At 56.0% G+C, this 18,134-nt stretch carries 17 protein-coding genes; 5 read left to right on the top strand and 12 right to left on the bottom strand.

Translation table 11 applies throughout. From position 1 onward, the window contains the following. Positions 1-10: 10 nt before the first annotated feature. Positions 11-1,408 (bottom strand): PTS ascorbate transporter subunit IIC, encoded by a 1,398-nt coding sequence (gene ulaA, locus AC3WS9_RS02535; RefSeq protein ID WP_492486518.1) that lies wholly within the window; start codon positions 1,406-1,408, stop codon positions 11-13. A 358-nt stretch (positions 1,409-1,766) separates the two neighbouring features. Here ulaA and ulaG point away from each other — a divergent pair, with 358 nt between their 5' ends. Then, on the top strand, positions 1,767-2,831 hold the full coding sequence (gene ulaG, locus AC3WS9_RS02530) for an L-ascorbate 6-phosphate lactonase (protein WP_285153581.1): 1,065 nt from the start codon (positions 1,767-1,769) through the stop codon (positions 2,829-2,831). A 111-nt stretch (positions 2,832-2,942) separates the two neighbouring features. Beyond that, positions 2,943-3,698, top strand: coding sequence for an HTH-type transcriptional regulator UlaR (gene ulaR, locus AC3WS9_RS02525; protein ID WP_103947877.1), 756 nt, complete (start codon positions 2,943-2,945; stop codon positions 3,696-3,698). Here ulaR and yjfP read toward each other — a convergent pair. After that, positions 3,695-4,423, bottom strand: coding sequence for an esterase (yjfP, locus tag AC3WS9_RS02520; protein ID WP_492486515.1), 729 nt, complete (start codon positions 4,421-4,423; stop codon positions 3,695-3,697). The two genes, ulaR and yjfP, sit on opposite strands and share 4 nt — an antisense overlap. Positions 4,424-4,561: 138 nt before the next feature. On the opposite strand from yjfP, the gene bsmA reads away from it, so the two are divergent. Next, entirely contained in the window at positions 4,562-4,891 is a 330-nt protein-coding gene (bsmA, locus tag AC3WS9_RS02515; protein WP_285145721.1) for a biofilm peroxide resistance protein BsmA, read from the top strand. 152 nt (positions 4,892-5,043) lie between these two features. Further along, a complete protein-coding gene (yjfN, locus tag AC3WS9_RS02510; RefSeq protein WP_282493315.1) occupies positions 5,044-5,319 on the top strand; it encodes a DUF1471 family protease activator YjfN in 276 nt (91 codons plus the stop codon). Positions 5,320-5,349: 30 nt separating this feature from the next. Here the strand turns inward: yjfN and AC3WS9_RS02505 are convergent, their stop codons facing one another. Further along, complete coding sequence (locus AC3WS9_RS02505) at positions 5,350-6,972, bottom strand: isovaleryl-CoA dehydrogenase (RefSeq protein ID WP_492486513.1); 1,623 nt, start codon at positions 6,970-6,972, stop codon at positions 5,350-5,352. Positions 6,973-7,163: 191 nt separating this feature from the next. Between AC3WS9_RS02505 and AC3WS9_RS02500 the strand changes: the two genes are divergently transcribed. Then, positions 7,164-8,453: an MFS transporter gene (locus AC3WS9_RS02500; RefSeq protein ID WP_492486511.1), complete on the top strand. Its 1,290-nt coding sequence runs from the start codon at positions 7,164-7,166 to the stop codon at positions 8,451-8,453. A 92-nt stretch (positions 8,454-8,545) separates the two neighbouring features. Here AC3WS9_RS02500 and rlmB read toward each other — a convergent pair whose 3' ends face one another. The 9 genes from rlmB to hfq all read right to left on the bottom strand — a co-directional run bounded on the left by rlmB (position 8,546) and on the right by hfq (position 18,114). Then, a complete protein-coding gene (gene rlmB / locus AC3WS9_RS02495) occupies positions 8,546-9,277 on the bottom strand; it encodes a 23S rRNA (guanosine(2251)-2'-O)-methyltransferase RlmB (protein ID WP_095280487.1) in 732 nt (243 codons plus the stop codon). A 66-nt stretch (positions 9,278-9,343) separates the two neighbouring features. After that, complete coding sequence (gene rnr / locus AC3WS9_RS02490) at positions 9,344-11,791, bottom strand: ribonuclease R (RefSeq protein ID WP_492486509.1); 2,448 nt, start codon at positions 11,789-11,791, stop codon at positions 9,344-9,346. A 38-nt stretch (positions 11,792-11,829) separates the two neighbouring features. After that, positions 11,830-12,255: a nitric oxide-sensing transcriptional repressor NsrR gene (nsrR, locus tag AC3WS9_RS02485; RefSeq protein ID WP_282493311.1), complete on the bottom strand. Its 426-nt coding sequence runs from the start codon at positions 12,253-12,255 to the stop codon at positions 11,830-11,832. A gap of 192 nt (positions 12,256-12,447) precedes the next feature. Then, the gene (locus tag AC3WS9_RS02480) at positions 12,448-13,746 is read right to left on the bottom strand and encodes an adenylosuccinate synthase (RefSeq protein WP_282493310.1); all 1,299 of its coding nucleotides are present in this window, start codon (positions 13,744-13,746) and stop codon (positions 12,448-12,450) included. 102 nt (positions 13,747-13,848) lie between these two features. Further along, positions 13,849-14,046: a DUF2065 domain-containing protein gene (locus AC3WS9_RS02475; protein ID WP_095280484.1), complete on the bottom strand. Its 198-nt coding sequence runs from the start codon at positions 14,044-14,046 to the stop codon at positions 13,849-13,851. 71 nt (positions 14,047-14,117) lie between these two features. Continuing rightward, entirely contained in the window at positions 14,118-15,122 is a 1,005-nt protein-coding gene (gene hflC, locus AC3WS9_RS02470; RefSeq protein ID WP_492486507.1) for a protease modulator HflC, read from the bottom strand. A gap of 2 nt (positions 15,123-15,124) precedes the next feature. Continuing rightward, the gene (hflK, locus tag AC3WS9_RS02465) at positions 15,125-16,387 is read right to left on the bottom strand and encodes an FtsH protease activity modulator HflK (RefSeq protein ID WP_282493308.1); all 1,263 of its coding nucleotides are present in this window, start codon (positions 16,385-16,387) and stop codon (positions 15,125-15,127) included. A gap of 60 nt (positions 16,388-16,447) precedes the next feature. Continuing rightward, positions 16,448-17,728, bottom strand: a complete 1,281-nt coding sequence (gene hflX / locus AC3WS9_RS02460) for a ribosome rescue GTPase HflX (protein ID WP_100777896.1) — start codon at positions 17,726-17,728, stop codon at positions 16,448-16,450. A gap of 74 nt (positions 17,729-17,802) precedes the next feature. Continuing rightward, complete coding sequence (hfq, locus tag AC3WS9_RS02455) at positions 17,803-18,114, bottom strand: RNA chaperone Hfq (protein WP_006810391.1); 312 nt, start codon at positions 18,112-18,114, stop codon at positions 17,803-17,805. Positions 18,115-18,134 lie beyond the last annotated feature (20 nt).

The following is an 18,134-nucleotide window of genomic DNA, read 5'->3' as shown; positions in this document are numbered from 1 at the left end:
AAACTCCTTGTTAGGCAGAGTGCTCTGCCAGCTGTTTCTCAGCGTCTTCTTCAGCGCGTAATGTGCGCCCTGCGAAGACCATATAAACCAGTGCAATCAGGATAATGACGGCCATAAAGACGATGCCGACAGAGGCGAAGCCCTGCATCATCGGCGGTGCCAGAATCGACCAGTCCGCCATGCCCATCCAGGCGCTCATGCCGGTCAGCTTGACTGCCCACACGCAGCCAAAGATTTCGATCATCCCCAACACCAGGCAAATCTTGAGCGCCGCGCGCCAGCCGCCGAAGTGGTTAGCGAACACGCCGATAGTGGCGTTGGAGAAGAACATCGGAATAAAGCCTGGAATGATCAGAATGGAGGAGCCACAGCCGACCAGAATACCAACCGCAATCAGCTGGCCGATGGTGCCCCACATAAAGCCCCACACGACGGCGTTCGGCGCAAAGCTATAGATGGCCGCACAGTCAATCGCCAGAACGGCGCCAGGAATCAGTCGCTGAGAGATGCCGTTGAAGGCCTCGGAAAGCTCAGCCACAAACATACGCACGCCCTGGGTGATGATGAAAATCGCCACCGCGAACTGGAAGCCGGTCTGCAGAATGTAGATCGTCCAGTGAGTTTTCCCGGCCATCGCCTGCACCACGTCAATGCCGAAGGAGAGCAGAATCGCGCCGAAGAAAATGGTCATCACAATCGCCGTGGAGACGATATTGTCGTGGAAAATGTTCAGCCAGCCGGGGAGCTTAAGGTCTTCCACGCTCTCCTCTTTTTTGCCGAGGAAAGGCGCGACTTTATAGGCAATCCATGAGGCGAACTGCTGCTGGTGACCGATGGAAAACCCGCAGCCGTCGGTCACTTCCTGCGTCGGTTTGTACATCATGTTGGAGGTGATGCCCCAGTAGAGCGACACCAGCACTGCCGTGCAGATGATGGTGGTCCACATCGGGTAGCCGAAGATAAAGAAGAAGACCGCGATCAGCCCCGCCTGCTGGAACATGATGTGCCCGGTCAACATGATGGTACGAATACCGGTGATGCGACGCAGCAGAACGTAGGTAATGTTCAGGGCCAGCGCCAGCAGGACCGCGTATCCCACCCAGCTATAGGCTTCGCCCATGCGATCAATGGTCGCCATCATGGAGGCGTAGGTGTCGGAGATAGCGCCGTTAATGCCGTAAACTTCCGACATTTTGGCGACAACAGGCTTAAACGTGCTGGTTAAAATACCGGAACCTGCCTGCAGCAGCATAAAACCGATAATGGTTTTGATGGTGCCCTTAACAATCACGCTCGCGCTTTTGCGTAACAGGATATAGCCGAGACACGTCACAATACCCAGCAACAGCGGCGCATTGGTCATTACCTGATTGAAGAAGACGGTAAAGACGCTGTAGAGGATTTCCATAACACACTCCAGAAAGTGAGGGTACGAAGGACAAACTGCGTAAGAGAAGTGCCCTCACTCTAGTAATCACAAATAATCACCACAAGATTGCATTTGATTATTTGTGACGAGCCACGCAAATTATTTCCCTCCGCTTCATAATGATTTTCATTTCACACTTACCAGCCTTAATTTATTCTTTTAATTTAAGTAATTAACAATGATTTCAAACGAAAAAATGGATTTCCCCCGTCTGTTAGTACGACTTGTTACATCACTTAATTTGCAAAATCGTCGTTGCAATGCTGATTTAATGGTGACAACATAAATCACAACACGTCATTTTGTGATTAATTATGATTAATGAGGGAGTCAAACGATGAGTAAAGTGAAATCCATCACCCGTGAATCATGGATCCTGAGCACCTTCCCGGAATGGGGCAGCTGGCTGAATGAAGAGATCGAGCAAGAGCAGGTCGCACCGGGTACTTTTGCGATGTGGTGGCTGGGCTGCACCGGGATTTGGCTGAAATCAGAAGGTAGCGCCAACATCTGCGTCGATTTCTGGTGCGGTACCGGCAAGCAGAGCCACGGCAATCCGCTGATGAAAGACGGCCACCAGATGCAGCGCATGGCAGGCGTGAAAAAACTCCAGCCGAACCTGCGTACCACGCCGTTTGTGCTGGATCCGTTCGCCATTCGTCAGATCGATGCGGTGCTCTCGACTCACGATCATAACGATCATATCGACGTCAACGTGGCCGCCGCCGTCATGCAAAACTGCGCCGACGATGTGCCGTTCATCGGGCCGCAAACCTGTGTGGATCTGTGGATTGGCTGGGGCGTGCCGAAAGAGCGCTGCATTGTGATGAAGCCGGGCGACGTAGTGAAAATCAAAGACGTGGAGATCCATGCTCTTGATGCGTTTGACCGCACCGCGTTGATCACCCTCCCTGCCGACCAGAAGGCGGCGGGCGTTCTGCCGGATGGTATGGACCAGCGCGCGGTTAACTACCTGTTCAAAACGCCGGGCGGTTCGCTCTATCACAGCGGCGATTCTCACTACTCCAACTACTATGCGAAACACGGGAACGAGCATCAGATCGATGTGGCGCTGGGCTCCTATGGCGAAAACCCGCGCGGTATCACCGACAAAATGACCAGCGCCGATATGCTGCGCATGGCGGAAGCGCTCAACACCAAAGTGGTGATCCCGTTCCACCACGATATCTGGTCAAACTTCCAGGCCGATCCGCAGGAGATCCGCGTTCTGTGGGAGATGAAAAAAGACCGCCTGAAATATGGCTTCAAGCCGTTTATCTGGCAGGTGGGCGGCAAATTTACCTGGCCGCTGGATAAAGATAATTTCGAATATCACTACCCGCGCGGCTTCGATGATTGCTTCACCATTGAACCCGATCTGCCATTTAAATCGTTCCTGTAATCACGGAGCGGCGATCGCCAGGCCAGTGCGCCTGGCGATTCTCTTTTTGCTTAGTATTTTCAGGCTATTTCAAATATCATCTTTTAAAATCAATTTTTTTCGGAATAGCTCATGACGGAAGCGCAACGGCATCAAATCTTACTGGAACTCCTGGCACAAAAAGGTTTTGTCACCGTCGAACAAGTGATTGATCGTCTTGAAATATCCCCCGCCACAGCGCGTCGCGATATCAATAAGCTCGATGAGAGCGGTAAGCTCAAGAAAGTGCGCAATGGCGCAGAGGCCATCAGCCAGCAGCGCCCACGCTGGACGCCAATGAATATTCATCAGGCGCAGAATCACGATGAGAAAGTGCGTATTGCCCGCGCCGCATCGCAGCTGGTGAATCCCGGTGAAAGCGTGGTGATCAACTGCGGCTCGACGGCCTTTCTGCTGGGACGTGAGATGTGCGGGAAACCGGTGCAAATCATCACTAACTATCTGCCGCTGGCGAACTATCTGATCGACCAGGAGCACGAAAGCGTGGTGATCATGGGCGGCCAGTACAACAAGAGCCAGTCCATCACCCTCAGCCCACAGGACAGCGAAAACAGCCTGTACGCCGGGCACTGGATGTTTACCAGCGGCAAAGGGCTCACTGCGGACGGCCTGTACAAAACCGATATGCTCACGGCGATGGCGGAGCAGAATATGCTCAACGTCGTCGGGAAACTGGTGGTGCTGGTCGACAGCAGCAAAGTGGGCGAGCGCGCCGGAATGCTGTTCAGCCGCGCCGAGCAGATCGACATGGTGATCACCGGTAAAAGTGCCAATCCGCAGATCCTGCAAAAACTTGAGGATCTGGGCGTCAAAATCCTGCGCGTTTAGAGGTGCTGGCGGAAAAACGCAGTGGTGGCATCCAGCGCCGTGGGCGTGATGCGGTGCCGCACGCCCGCTTCCCACAGGCAGGTGAGACGGCTATCTAACCCCTCACGCACCAGCGCCTGCTGTAAACGGAACGTCTCGGCGGCAGGCACGATATCATCGGCCTCGCCGTGCCAGAGCAGCAGCGGGCGGTCCGCCAGATGCGGCAGCGCGTGAGTCACGTCCCAGCCAGCGAGCGAAGCCTGGACGGCGTCGTTATCCCGCGCCTGCGGCGGAAACAGCGTTTGGGAAAGCGTCGAAAAATAGCCCGAGCCCATTAAGCTCGCCACGCACTTCACTTCCGGGTGGCGTGCCATTATCCCCAGCGCGCTCATGCCCCCCATCGACGCGCCGGCTACGGCCAGACGTTCATCGTCCACCAGCCCCGCCTGATAGAGCGCATCGCGTAGCGCGGAAAACTCGCCCAGGCTGCCCTGTAAGATTTGCCAGAACTGGCCCAATCGCGCCTGTTCATCACCCGAAAAGCGCGAGCCGTGATCGGGCGCATCAGGCATCACCACGCGAAATCCCGCCTGTGCCAGGGCGACGGCAAAGTAGCTGTAAACCAGTTTTGATGAGGTAAAACCATGATAAAAAATAACAACGGGCAACGGTTGCTCACGCATTCCGGCCGGGAATGCGTGTAAAATCTCGTGGTCACCAAGCCGCTGCGTTTTAAGTTCAATCATGGTCGATCCTCTTTCTAATGGGTGATTCATAATGTTGAGAACTGGATTACGCTTTCACGCTATTTTCATTCGAAAATGACGTCACAGATAACAGTTTGGGAACATTCCCCCAAAAGGAAATTCGCAGACATCTACACTATGGCTATCAGGAAACGAGATATGGTTATGCGCAGGTTCGCTGCTTTATTGCTGGTGCTGCTGGTCACAGGCTGTAGCGTGCTGGAAGGAACACCTCAGCCCGCTCCGCCGGCCACCAGCCATCCTCAGGAAATTCGTCGTAATCAGACCGAAGGATTACAGCGAATGGGTACGGTCAGCACGTTAGTTCGTGGCTCACCGGCGGATGCCGAGGATGACATCAGAGCGAAAGCTGTCGCCGCAAAAGCAGATTACTACGTCATCATTATGGTGGATGAAACCATCATTACCGGACAGTGGTATTCGCAAGCCATTCTGTATCGCAAATAACTAACTGTCAGCATTTAAACGACATTTACACTGCTTTGCGTCCATAGACGTTTTCCTGTCCACAATAAACTCCATGCCTGTGACAATGGAAGTGAGTTTATTTGCGAAGGATTGCCCGGCGGATACCGGAGACATGTGAAATGGAGCTGACAATGAAACGATCTCTTGCTTTGACCTCACTGCTGCTCTCAGCTGGGCTGATGAGCACCACCGCGCAGTCGGCAGAGTTTGCCAGTGCTGATTGCGTCACAGGCTTAAATGAAATTGGCCTGATCTCCGTGAATAATATTTCAGGGAGCCCGCAGGACGTTGAACGTGTGATTGCCTTTAAAGCGGATGAGCAGGGCGCGTCCTGGTATCGCATTATCCAGATGCAGGAAGACAGACAGGTCGATCAGTGGCGGGTGCAGGCGATTCTTTACGCCTGATCGCGCCGATAAACCCGTCCGTCTGATGCCTTAACCCACTCTCCCCGTGGCGCGGAGCAGCAGGTCATTTTGCACCTGCTCGCTCAGGAGCGTACTCCCGCGAGGATCCAGCATCATGCGACACCAGGCTTGTGCCACAGGCGGAGAGGCGTGTCGCAGCATTTGCGCTCCGGCTCCCAGAAGATAAAGTTGCTGGGTGATCTCCCGGCCCTGCGCCTCCTGCGGTTTCCGCAATTTTTGCTGCAACTGTCGCCAGCCGCGATCGAAATGGCGGTCCTGGCCTTTTACCTGCGCGAAGTCATCGTGCAGTACATCCAGAACCCCCGACTGTTTCGCCAGCACTCGCAGCACATCGAGACACATGATATTGCCCGAGCCTTCCCAGATGCTGTTCACCGGCATTTCCCGATAAATGCGCGGCAGCTCGCTCTCTTCGCAATACCCGACGCCGCCCAGCACTTCCATCGCCTCGGCGACAAACGGGATGCCCCCTTTGCAGATGCTGTATTTCGCCGCGGGCGTGAAGAGCCGCGCCCATGCGGATTCTTGCGAATCTTCCCGACGATCCCAGGCGCGCGCCAGGCGGAACAGCAGCGCCGTTTGCCCTTCAAGCTGGAGCGCCATCCGGCTCAGGACGTCGCGCATCAGGGGCTGATCGACAAGATTTTTGCCAAACGTCTGCCGCTGATGGGCGTGATACAGGGCGACCGACAGCGCGCGGCGCATCAGCCCGTGGCTGCCCAGCGCACAGTCAAAGCGCGTTAGCCCACCCATCTTCAGGATTTGGCGCACGCCCTCACCCTCTTCGCCCAGCAGCCAGCCCGAGGCGTTCATCAACTCGACTTCACTGCTGGCGTTCGAGCGATTGCCGAGCTTGTCTTTCAGACGCTCCAGCCGGACTTCATTGCGCTGTCCGTCGGGCAGAATGCGCGGCACGAAAAAGCACGATAACCCGCCGTGCGCCTGGGCCAGCACAAGATGAGCATCACTCTGCGGCACCGAGAAAAACCACTTATGCCCTATCAGCCGATAGCTGCCGTCGCTGCACTTTTCTGCCCGCGTGGTGTTGCTCAACACGTCTGAGCCGCCCTGTTTTTCGGTCATGCCCATGCCGATCAACAGCCCGCGTTTCTGCGCGCCGGAGGCAAGATGGGGATCGTAACGGTCACTCATGAGCGGCGTGAGCCAGTCGTGGAAAGGTTTGGGCAGCGACTGCTGGAGCAGCGGCGTGGCGGCAAAGGTCATGGTAATCGGGCAAAGCGTTCCGGCCTCGACCTGCGCGTGGAGCACAAACCGCGCGGCACGCGCGACAAACGACCCTTTGCGGGCCTCATCTTCCCAGGCCAGATTGTGGACCCGGTTGGCGCACAGCCCCTGCATCAGCAGGTGCCACGCCGGGTGAAAGCGCACATCGTCCAGCCGCTCCCCGCGTGGATCGTAACGCAACAGCTCCGGCGGATTAGCGTTGGCGAGGCGGCCCAGTTCGAGCGACTCCGCGGTGCCTAACTGCTGGCCGATGCTGGCGAGAAATTCGCTGTCCCACTCAGCACCTTCCCGCGCCACTGCGTCGCGCAGGGCGCAATCGGACAGAAACAGATTGCTGTTCGACAGCGGTACAGGCTGGTTAAAAACCGTGTGTGTCTGCCAGTGCATGTGTGTCCCTCCTTCAATGGCAATGAAGGTAAGTATGGACAGAGCACGGGGCGGCTGCATGGGAGTCGGGTCACACGGTGGCGATCTACCTGAAATCATTCGTGAATCAGGTCACACAACATAAGAATAAACTATTTCACGCGGACCAATCTGTTGAATAATTTATTCTCATCTTCCGAGAGAGAATCATTATGCACTCTTCCCAACGTGCGCCGGATGCGCACAAGCGCGCTTTAATTGCAGGCTCGATTGGCAACTTCATCGAATGGTATGAATTCGCGGTGTATGGCTTTATGGCGACCGTCATTGCGAAGAACTTCTTCCAGCTTGAAGGCGAAGCGGGGATGACCAGCCTGATCCTCACCTACGCCTCGTTCGCGATCGCCTTCTTCTTCCGCCCGCTCGGCGCGGTGGTCTTCGGGCGTATTGGCGACCGCATCGGTCGCAAGCCGACGCTGATTATCGTCCTGGTGCTGATGACACTTGCCACTGCCGCTATCGGCATGGTGCCGGTCTACGCCAGCATTGGTATTGCCGCGCCGCTGATCATCACCGGGCTGCGCATCCTGCAGGGGCTGTTTGCCGGTGGCGAATATGGCGGAGCGGTGTCGCTAATGACCGAGTTCGCGCCGCGCGGCAAACGCGGGCTGTACGGCGCATGGCAATCCTTTACCGTGGCGCTCGGTCTGCTGGCAGGCGCGGGTCTCGTCGCCCTGCTCTCGGCGGTGATGACGCCAGAAGCGCTGCATGAATGGGGCTGGCGCATTCCGTTCTTCCTCGCTCTGCCGATGGGCGTGGTTGCCCTGTGGCTGCGCGTCAGCATGGAAGAGACACCGAGCTTTGTGCAGCAGAAAGAGAAACCGGTCGTCGCCCGGGCGCAGACTGCCGCAACGCTGAAAGCGATCGTGATGGGAATTGGCCGCGTGATGGTATGGTCTGCCGCCGGGTATACCTATCTGGTGATTATGCCGACTTACCTGCAATCCGCGCTGCACACGGGCTTTAACCAGGCGCTGCTGATTGCGGTGATTTCGAATATCGGGTTCGCGCTGACGATTATTCCGTCGGGGATACTGAGCGACCGCATCGGACGACGCACGGTGATGGTGATTGCCACAGCACTGCTGCTGATCCTCGCCCTGCCGCTGCTGAAGATTTTGCAGCTGGAGTCCAGCACGCTGGCGGTGAAAGCGATGGTGGTGTTGATTGCGGGCGGTCTGGTCGGAATGCTGGCGGGGCCGGGCCCGGCGATGCTGTCGGAGATGTTCCCGACGCGCGTGCGTTATACCGGGCTGGGGCTGGCCTATTCGCTGTCGAACGCGATCTTCTCGGGCTGTGCGGGTTTGATTATTACCGGATTGATTAAGCAGACGGGGAATCTGGATATTCCGGCGTATTACGTGATGGCGACGGCGGTGGTAAGCATTGTCGCGCTGATGACGCTCAAGAAAGACGACCATCTTCGGTCGCTGGAGGAGTAGCCTTTGCGCCCGGTGGCGCTACGCTTACCGGGCCTACAGGATCGTACTTTTGTAGGCCGGGTAAGCGCAGCCGCCACCCGGCAAAAACACCATCACCCGCGCTGACGCACCGCTTCGAACAGGCAAATACCTGTTGCCACAGACACGTTCAGAGACGAAACGCTGCCCGCCATCGGAATGCTGATCAGCTCGTCGCAATGCTCGCGCGTCAGACGGCGCATCCCTTCCCCTTCAGCCCCCATCACCAGCGCCATACGGCCGGTCATTTTGCTCTGATACAGGGTATGGTCGGCTTCGCCAGCGGTGCCGACGATCCAGATGTTCTCTTCCTGCAGCTGACGCATGGTGCGCGCCAGGTTGGTCACGCGGATCAGCGGTACGTTTTCCGCCGCGCCGCAGGCCACTTTCTTGGCCGTGGCGTTCAGCTGTGCAGAACGGTCACGCGGCACAATCACCGCATGAACCCCCGCCGCATCGGCGCTACGCAGGCATGCGCCGAGGTTGTGCGGATCGGTCACGCCGTCGAGGATCAGGAAGAATGGGTTATCCAGCTGGGCAATCAGATCCGGCAGATCGTTTTCCTGGTACTGACGACCCGGTTTCGCACGGGCGATAATGCCCTGGTGAACGGCTCCCTCGCTTTTCTCATCGAGGAACTGGCGGCTCGCCAGCTGAATCACCACGCCCTGGGCTTCCAGAGCATGGATCAGCGGCAGCAGACGTTTATCTTCACGCCCTTTCAGAATATAAACTTCCTGAAAACGCTCCGGAGCGCGCTCCAGCAGGGCCTGCACCGCATGGATGCCGTAAATCATTTCACTCATTGATGGTTCTCGTTAATTGCTTTTTCCCCTCTCCCCTATGGGGAGAGGGTCAGGGTGAGGGGGAAATCACTCCGCCACTTTTTTCTTCGCCGCACGCTTCGCTTTGGTCGCGGCCGCTATTTTCTGGGTCTTGGCCGACGGCTTTTTCGCGCCTTTCTCTTTCTTCGCTTTCGGCGGTTTTGGCGCAGCTTTAGCTTTATCACCACGGAAAGCGGCATCCGGCTCGAAGTTCACCTTTTTACCGGTCTGGCGACGCTTACCGCTGGTTTTGCCGTTCGGCCCTTTTCTGGCCTTTTCACGCTCGGTTTTCCCGACGTTACGCGGCGCACGTTCGCTGGAGATCAGGCTGAAATCAATCTTACGCTCGTCCATGTTAACGGCTTCAACTTTGACTTCAACGCGATCGCCCAGACGGTAAGTCTGGCCGCCGGATTCACCCGTCAGACGCTGACCGACCTGATCGTAGCGGTAGTAGTCGTTGTCCAGAGAGGAGACGTGAACCAGACCGTCGATGAACAGCTCGTCGAGACGCACGAAGAAGCCAAAGCCGGTGACGCTGGCGATGACGCCTTTAAAGACGTTGCCCACCTGATCCAGCATGAAGTCACACTTCAGCCAGTCCGCCACATCGCGCGTGGCTTCGTCGGCACGACGTTCCGCCATCGAACAGTGCTGACCGAGCTGGAGCATCTCTTCCATGGAGTAGTGGTAGCCGCCGGTTTCGGTGGTGTTGCCTTTATGCCCCTGCTCCTGCGCCAGCAGATACTTAATGGCGCGGTGCAACGACAGATCCGGGTAACGACGAATCGGCGAGGTAAAGTGCGCGTAAGACTGCAGCGCCAGGCCGAAGTGACCGCGGTTTTCCGGATCGTAAATCGCCTGTTTCATCGAACGCAGCAGCATGGTTTGCAGCATCTCTGCGTCAGGGCGATCGCCGATGGATTCCAGCAGCTCGGCGTAGTCGCGCGGCTCTGGTTTGCTGCCGCCCGGCAGTTCCAGACCCAGCTCCGCCAGCACCGAACGGAACGCGGTGATCGCTTCGGTGGTCGGTTTATCGTGAATACGGAACAGCGCAGGCTCTTTGGCTTTCTCAACGAAACGGGCCGCCGAGATGTTCGCCAGAATCATGCACTCTTCGATCAGTTTGTGGGCATCGTTACGCTGCGTCTGCTCGATACGCTCGATGCGACGCTCGGCGTTGAAGATGAACTTCGCCTCTTCGCTCTCAAAGGAGATCCCGCCGCGCTCTTCGCGCGCCTGATCCAGCACTTTGTAGAGGTTGTGCAGCTCTTCGATGTGTTTGACCAGCGGCGCGTATTGCTCGCGCAGCTCCTGGTCGCCCTGCAGCATGTGCCAGACTTTGGTGTAGGTCAGGCGCGCGTGTGAGCTCATCACCGCTTCATAGAATTTGTAGCCGGTTAAACGCCCTTTGGTGGAGATGGTCATTTCGCAGACCATACACAGACGATCGACCTGTGGGTTCAGGGAACACAAACCGTTGGAGAGCACTTCCGGCAGCATCGGGACCACCTGCGACGGGAAGTACACGGACGTGCCACGGCTGCGCGCTTCGCTGTCCAGCGGGGTGTTAGGGCGCACATAATAGCTCACGTCCGCAATCGCCACCCACAGACGCCAGCCGCCGCCGCGTTTTTTCTCGCAGAAGACGGCGTCATCAAAGTCGCGGGCGTCTTCGCCATCAATGGTCACCAGCGGCAGATCGCGCAGATCCACGCGGCCGATTTTGGCCTCTTCCGGCACCTGTTCTTTCAGATCTTTGACCTGGTTTTCAACGGCATCAGGCCAGACGTAAGGGATCTCATGAGTACGCAGCGCCATATCCACGGCCATGCTGGTGCCCATGTTATCGCCCAGCACTTCCACGATCTTACCGATCGCTTTGGTACGGCGCGTTGGACGCTGGGTGAGTTCAACCACCACCACGAAGCCCATGCGCGCGCCCATCACCTCTTCCGGCGGGATCAGAATGTCGAAGCTCAGACGGCTGTCGTCCGGCACTACAAAGCCCACGCCCGCGTCGGTGAAGTAACGCCCGACGATCTGGCTGGTTTTCGGCACCAGGACACGCACCACGCGCGCCTCACGGCGGCCCTTGCGGTCAGCGCCTAACGGCTGCGCCAGGATCTGATCGCCGTGGATGCACATCTTCATCTGTTCAGATGAGAGGTACAGGTCGTCCTTGCGGCCTTCAACGCGCAGGAAGCCAAAGCCATCGCGATGGCCGATGACGATGCCTTTCAGCAGGTCGAGACGTTCCGGCAGGGCATAGCACTGACGGCGGGTAAAGACCAGTTGGCCGTCGCGCTCCATGGCGCGCAGGCGGCGACGAAGGGCTTCAATTTGCTCTTCGCCTTCAATGTTTAATTCAACGGCAAGTTCTTCACGGTTAGCGGGTTTTTCGCGTTTTGTTAAGTGTTCGATGATGAACTCGCGGCTTGGGATAGGATTCGCGTACTTTTCGGCTTCGCGTTCCTGGAAAGGATCATGTGACATGTCGGTTCCTCCGTTGTCAGCTCCGGTGGAAATTTTCTTCATTCCACCAGCAATAATTTATAAAGCGGTTGATTCTCTTCAACCAAATCGGCCAGCGTGTAGTTATCCAGTTCCTTGAGAAAACTTTGCACAGCCTTAGAAAGCGCCTTTTTCAGGCGGCAAGCGGGAGTGATGTGGCAGAACTCGCTGCTGCAATTCACCAGAGTCAGCGGCTCCAGTTCACGTACCACATCCCCAACACGAATACTCTGTGCGGGTTTACCGAGACGAATCCCCCCGTTTTTCCCGCGGACGGCAGTTACGTATCCCGCACGGCTAAGTTGATTGATTATTTTGACCATATGATTACGGGACACGCCGTAGACCTCTGTCACCTCAGAGATACTGGTCATCTGTCCTTGTGGCAACGACGCCATGTAAATCAGCGCACGTAAGCCGTAATCGGTGAAACTCGTTAACTGCACATCAACCTCAGGAAAAGGGAAAAACGCGGTCAGACCGCAGAGATATTCACTATTGATGATAAACCAGCCAGATACTTAGCGGCTAATTTATTTGACTGAAAGGGGGAAAAAGCGAGGAACAGGAGGCGAATGCCAAATAGCACTTCGTTTATCCGGCCTGCGGGGCTTCCCGCAGGCCGTTAACCACTCAGATTATGCGTCGAACGGGTCGCGCAGAATCATGGTTTCAGTACGGTCAGGGCCGGTAGAGATAATGTCGATCGGCACTTCGGTCAGTTCTTCGATACGCTTGATGTAATCCAGCGCCGCTTTCGGCAGACCGCTACGCTCTTTCACACCAAAGGTGGTTTCGGACCAGCCTGGCATGGTTTCGTAGATCGGCTCGATACCTTCCCAGTCGTCAGCTGCCAGCGGAGTGGTGGTCACTTCGCGGCCATCTGGCATACGGTAGCCGACGCAGATTTTCACTTCTTTCAGGCCGTCCAGCACGTCCAGCTTGGTCAGGCAGAAGCCAGACAGGGAGTTGATCTGCACTGCGCGACGCACGGCAACCGCATCCAGCCAGCCGGTACGACGACGACGACCGGTGGTCGCGCCAAACTCGTTACCTTGCTTGCACAGGAACTCGCCGATGTCATCAAACAGCTCAGTCGGGAATGGACCTGCACCCACGCGAGTGGAGTAAGCTTTGATGATACCCAGAACGTAATCCACATAACGCGGACCCAGGCCAGAGCCCGTCGCCACGCCACCGGCGGTGGTGTTAGAGGAGGTCACGTACGGATAGGTACCGTGGTCGATATCCAGCAGCGTACCCTGCGCGCCTTCAAACATGACGAAATCGCCACGCTTGCGCGCCTGGTCCAGCAGATCGGACACATCCACAACCATACCGGTCAGGATGTCAGCCACCGCCATGACATCATCCAGCACTTTCTGGTAGTCAACGGCGTCAGCTTTGTAGAAGTTCACCAGCTGGAAGTTGTGATATTCCATCACTTCTTTCAGTTTTTCAGCGAAGGTGGCTTTGTCGAACAGGTCGCCAACGCGCAGACCGCGACGGGCAACTTTATCTTCGTAAGCAGGGCCGATACCACGGCCGGTGGTGCCGATAGCTTTCGCGCCACGTGCTTTTTCGCGCGCCACATCCAGTGCGACGTGATAGTCGAGGATCAGCGGGCAGGCTTCGGAGAGCAGCAGACGCTCACGAACCGGGATACCACGGTCTTCCAGGCCTTTCATCTCTTTCATCAGCGCAGCAGGAGACAGCACAACACCGTTACCGATGATGCTGGTCACATTTTCACGAAGAATGCCTGATGGAATAAGATGGAGGACGGTTTTTTCACCGTTGATTACGAGAGTATGGCCTGCGTTGTGACCACCCTGATAGCGTACAACATATTTAGCACGTTCAGTCAGAAGATCGACAATCTTCCCTTTACCTTCGTCACCCCATTGGGTGCCCAGTACGACAACGTTGTTACCCATTTTTCAAAATCACCGATTGCTTAAAAATGGATTCTACCACCGCTTTTTCAGAGTTACAGCACTTTTTGCCCTCAATATAAGGCAAATCCGACCACTTTTTGATCAGCCAATCGTTTTCCTCAACATGTAGTAGATCACCACTCCTGCAACCACAAGACCCCCGCCAAAACGACGTAAAATATTATCCGGCAATTGTGTCATGGTGGCGATCATTCGACGCCACGCGCGCGGATAAAGCATCGGGCCCAGCCCTTCGAGGACCAAAACCAGAGCAAGCGCCAGCAAGATAGTGGAATTCATTTTAGCTCCCTATAAAAGAAAACCACCGCTCCGTTGAGAGCGGTGGTTTGATAACTCAAACGAGAATGAGTTTATCGCGTGGCGTTGCCTGGCGTCTTCATATAACGGAAGAAATCGCTGTCAGGGCTGAGCACCATCACATCCTGATTGCTCTGGAAGCTGTTTTCGTACGCACGCAGGCTACGGATAAAGGCATAGAAATCCGGGTCCTGGCTGAATGCGTCAGCAAACAGTTTCGCGGCTTCCGCATCGCCCTCACCGCGCATAATGCGGCCCTGACGTTCGGATTCTGCCAGCGTTTTCGTCACTTCGTAATCCGCTGTTGCGCGCAGCTTTTCAGCCTCTTCCTGACCCTGTGAACGGTGGCGACGGGCAACCGCTTCACGCTCAGCGCGCATACGGCTATAGATCGCTTCAGACACTTCGGTAGGCAGGTTGATCTGCTTGATACGCACATCGACCACTTCGATACCTAACGCGGCCATACTGTTCGGGTTCATCACCGCCACTTTGCCGTTGGTTTCTGCCTGAACGCGCTCAGCCGCTTTGGCAATCGCGTCATCGGCCGCCGGTGTCGCCACTTCGTCTTCGGTACCCGCGGTACCGGAGTTCAGCGCGTCACGGACTTCCAGAGTCAGACGACCACGGGAATCGGTCACGATGTCTTTCACATCCAGACGACCAATTTCAGAACGCAGACGGTCAGAGAACTTACGTTTCAGCAGCACTTCTGCCTGAGAGACGTCACCGCCGCCCGTTGCCAGATAGTAACGGCTGAAATCGCTGATACGCCATTTGATGTAAGAATCGACGATCAGGTCTTTTTTCTCTTTAGTGACGAAGCGGTCGGCCTGGTTATCCATGGTCTGGATACGGGCGTCGAGCATTTTCACTGATTCAATCACCGGGAGCTTAAAGTGCAGACCCGGCTCGAAGACCAGCGGTTTGTTTTCATCGTCACGCAGAACTTTACCGAAGCGCATGGTGATCCCGCGCTCGCCCTCTTTCACCACAAAGATGGAGGTATAAAGTACGACCAGCGCAATGATGATAATCGCAATAACTGACTTACGCATCGTTATTCCCCCTGACGCTGGCTGTCGTTACGCTGTGCGTTGGCACGGCGTTGGTCCATGATGTCACCATCGCTTGAAGAAGACGTGGTATTGGCGCTGGAATTGCTGCTGGCTGCCGGAGGCAGACGCAACAGATTATTGGCTCCGCTGGTATCCTGTTTTGCCGCAGGCGCACTACCGCCTTTCAGCATCTGGTCCAGTGGCAGCACCATCAGATTGCCGCCTTTGCTGTCGTTCACCAGCACTTTACGGGTGTGGCTCAGCACTTTCTCCATGGTCTCGATATACAGACGCTCACGGGTAATTTCCGGGGCAGCTTTATATTCTGGCAGGAGCTTCGCAAAGCGAGCCACTTCACCCTGGGCTTCCAGGATGGTCTGAGTCTTATACGCACGCGCCTCTTCGAGGATACGCTGCGCCTGACCGTTCGCACGCGGCTGCACTTCGTTGGTGTAGGCTTCCGCTTCACGGATGTATTGCTGTTCGTTTTCACGCGCGGCAATGGCATCATCAAAGGCAGCTTTCACCTCTTCCGGCGGACGAGCAGCCTGGAAGTTGACGTCCAGCAGGGTGATACCCATGTTGTACGGACGGATGGTCTCTTCCAGCTCGCGCTGGGTATCGCTACGAATAACGGTACGACCTTCGGTCAGAATACGGTCCATGGTGTATTTACCGATCACGCCACGCAGGGCGCTGTCGGTGGCCTGACGCAGACTGTCATCGGCGCTGGTGACGCTGAACAGATAGTGCTGCGGATCGGTCACGCGGTACTGCACGTTCATCTCAACACGCACCACGTTCTCGTCAGAAGTCAGCATCACGCCGGACGCCGCCAGTTCGCGTACCGATTCCACGTTTACCGCGGTCACGTTATCAACGAAGGTTGGCTTCCAGTTCAGACCCGGCTCAACCAGATGGCTGAATTTACCGAAACGAGTGACCACACCGCGTTCAGCTTCTTTAATGGTGTAGAACCCGCTGGCAGCCCAAATGATGACCACGGCAGCAGCAACGATGCTCACTACGCGGCCACCCATGTGCGGGCGCGGACCCTGAGTGGAACTTCCACCCGAGCCAGAGCCTTTACCTGTACCGAAACCACCAAGCTTTTTGCTCAGCTTGCGAAAGATATCGTCCAGATCAGGAGGCCCCTGCTCGCGACCACCTTTGTTGCCATTTCCCCCAGAGTTGCCGCCTTGATTATTGCTGCTTCCCCACGGGTCGCGGTCTTGTCCGTTATTACCGGGCTGATTCCACGCCATGTATATGCTCCATATTTGTTATGCAAGGGCGAATTTTCAGGCTCGTGCACCTTTATCTGGTCAGACGACGTAGTCCACCAGCGTAGGTTCTTGTTTACAGAGGCGACGCCAGTCAACGATCGGCATACGCACCTGCATCCCCACGCTGCCGTCATCCTCCATCCACTCTTTTTCTATCGCCTGAAGCTGATAAAACCGGCTGCGCAGCCTGCCTTCCTGTGGCGGCAGACGCAGCGTGTGCTGAGCCACCTCGCCAGAAAGACGTTCTGTCAAAGCCTGGAAAAGTAGTGGCACACCGACACCGGTCTGGGCAGAAAGCCAGACCCGAATCGGTTTGTTCTCTTCATCTCGGTCGATACGTGGCTCGAAGTCGTCCAGCATATCGATTTTGTTCATCACCAGCAGCGTCGGGATCTCGTGCGCGTCGATCTCTTCGAGCACGGTATTCACCGCGTCGATGTTTTCCTGCACGCGAACATCCGCAGCGTCGATGATATGCAGCAGCAGCGTCGCCTGACGCGTCTCCTGCAAGGTGGCTTTAAACGCGGCCACCAGATCGTGCGGCAAATGGCGAATAAACCCTACGGTATCCGCCAGCACCGTTTCACCCACATCCGCCACGTCAATGCGACGCAGCGTCGGGTCAAGGGTCGCAAACAGCTGGTCTGCGGCATATACCTTGGCCTCGGTTATCTGGTTAAACAGGGTGGATTTACCGGCGTTGGTATACCCCACCAGCGACACCGTCGGGATGTCAGCTTTGGTTCGCGAACGACGTCCTTGCTCACGCTGTTTTTCGACTCGCGCCAGACGTGAGAGGATCTGGGTAATACGACCACGCAGCAGTCGACGGTCGGTTTCGAGCTGGGTTTCACCCGGACCGCGCAAACCAATCCCGCCTTTTTGCCTTTCAAGGTGGGTCCAGCCGCGCACAAGACGCGTGGCCAGATGGCGCAATTGCGCCAGCTCAACCTGCAGTTTCCCCTCGTGGGTACGTGCACGCTGAGCAAAAATATCTAAAATCAGTCCCGTACGGTCGATAACACGACATTCGCACAGGGCTTCCAGGTTACGCTCTTGAGCCGGAGATAGCGCATGGTCAAACAGCACGACGGACGCGCCGGTTGCTTTTACGGCTTCCGCAATTTCGACTGCTTTACCTTCACCAACAAAAAACTTTGGGTGCGGCGCTTTACGGCTACCGGTAATCACCTGTAATGCTTCGACACCGGCGGAAGAGACCAGAGCTTCAAACTCCTGGAGGTCTTCCATATCTTTGTCTTGCGTAAAATAGATGTGTACCAGTACCGCATGCTCACCGGCATCATAACGGTCAAACAAGCGTATTATCCTCAAAATAAATCAGCGGGGAACGCAGAAACCTGGCTCCCCGTGTGGAAAAACAGCCCGTTACCTTATTCGGTTTCTTCGCTGTCCTGCGCAGGTGCAGAAGAACCCTGTGCGTTGCTGCCGTGATGGTAGTTACTACCGGTGCCGCCGCCAGCGTTGTTGCTGTGATGAGATACTGGACGGGACGGAACAACAGTAGAGATAGCGTGCTTATAAACCATCTGGCTGACCGTGTTTTTCAACAGGATCACGAACTGATCGAAAGATTCAATCTGACCTTGCAGCTTAATACCATTCACCAAATAAATAGAAACTGGAACACGTTCACGACGCAATGCGTTCAGAAACGGATCTTGTAAAGATTGCCCCTTAGCCATTCTATCTTTTCCTTATATGC

This window comes from Lelliottia sp. EB106-05-01-XG201 (assembly GCF_058791735.1).
This window is presented reverse-complemented; position numbering and strand designations above follow the sequence as displayed.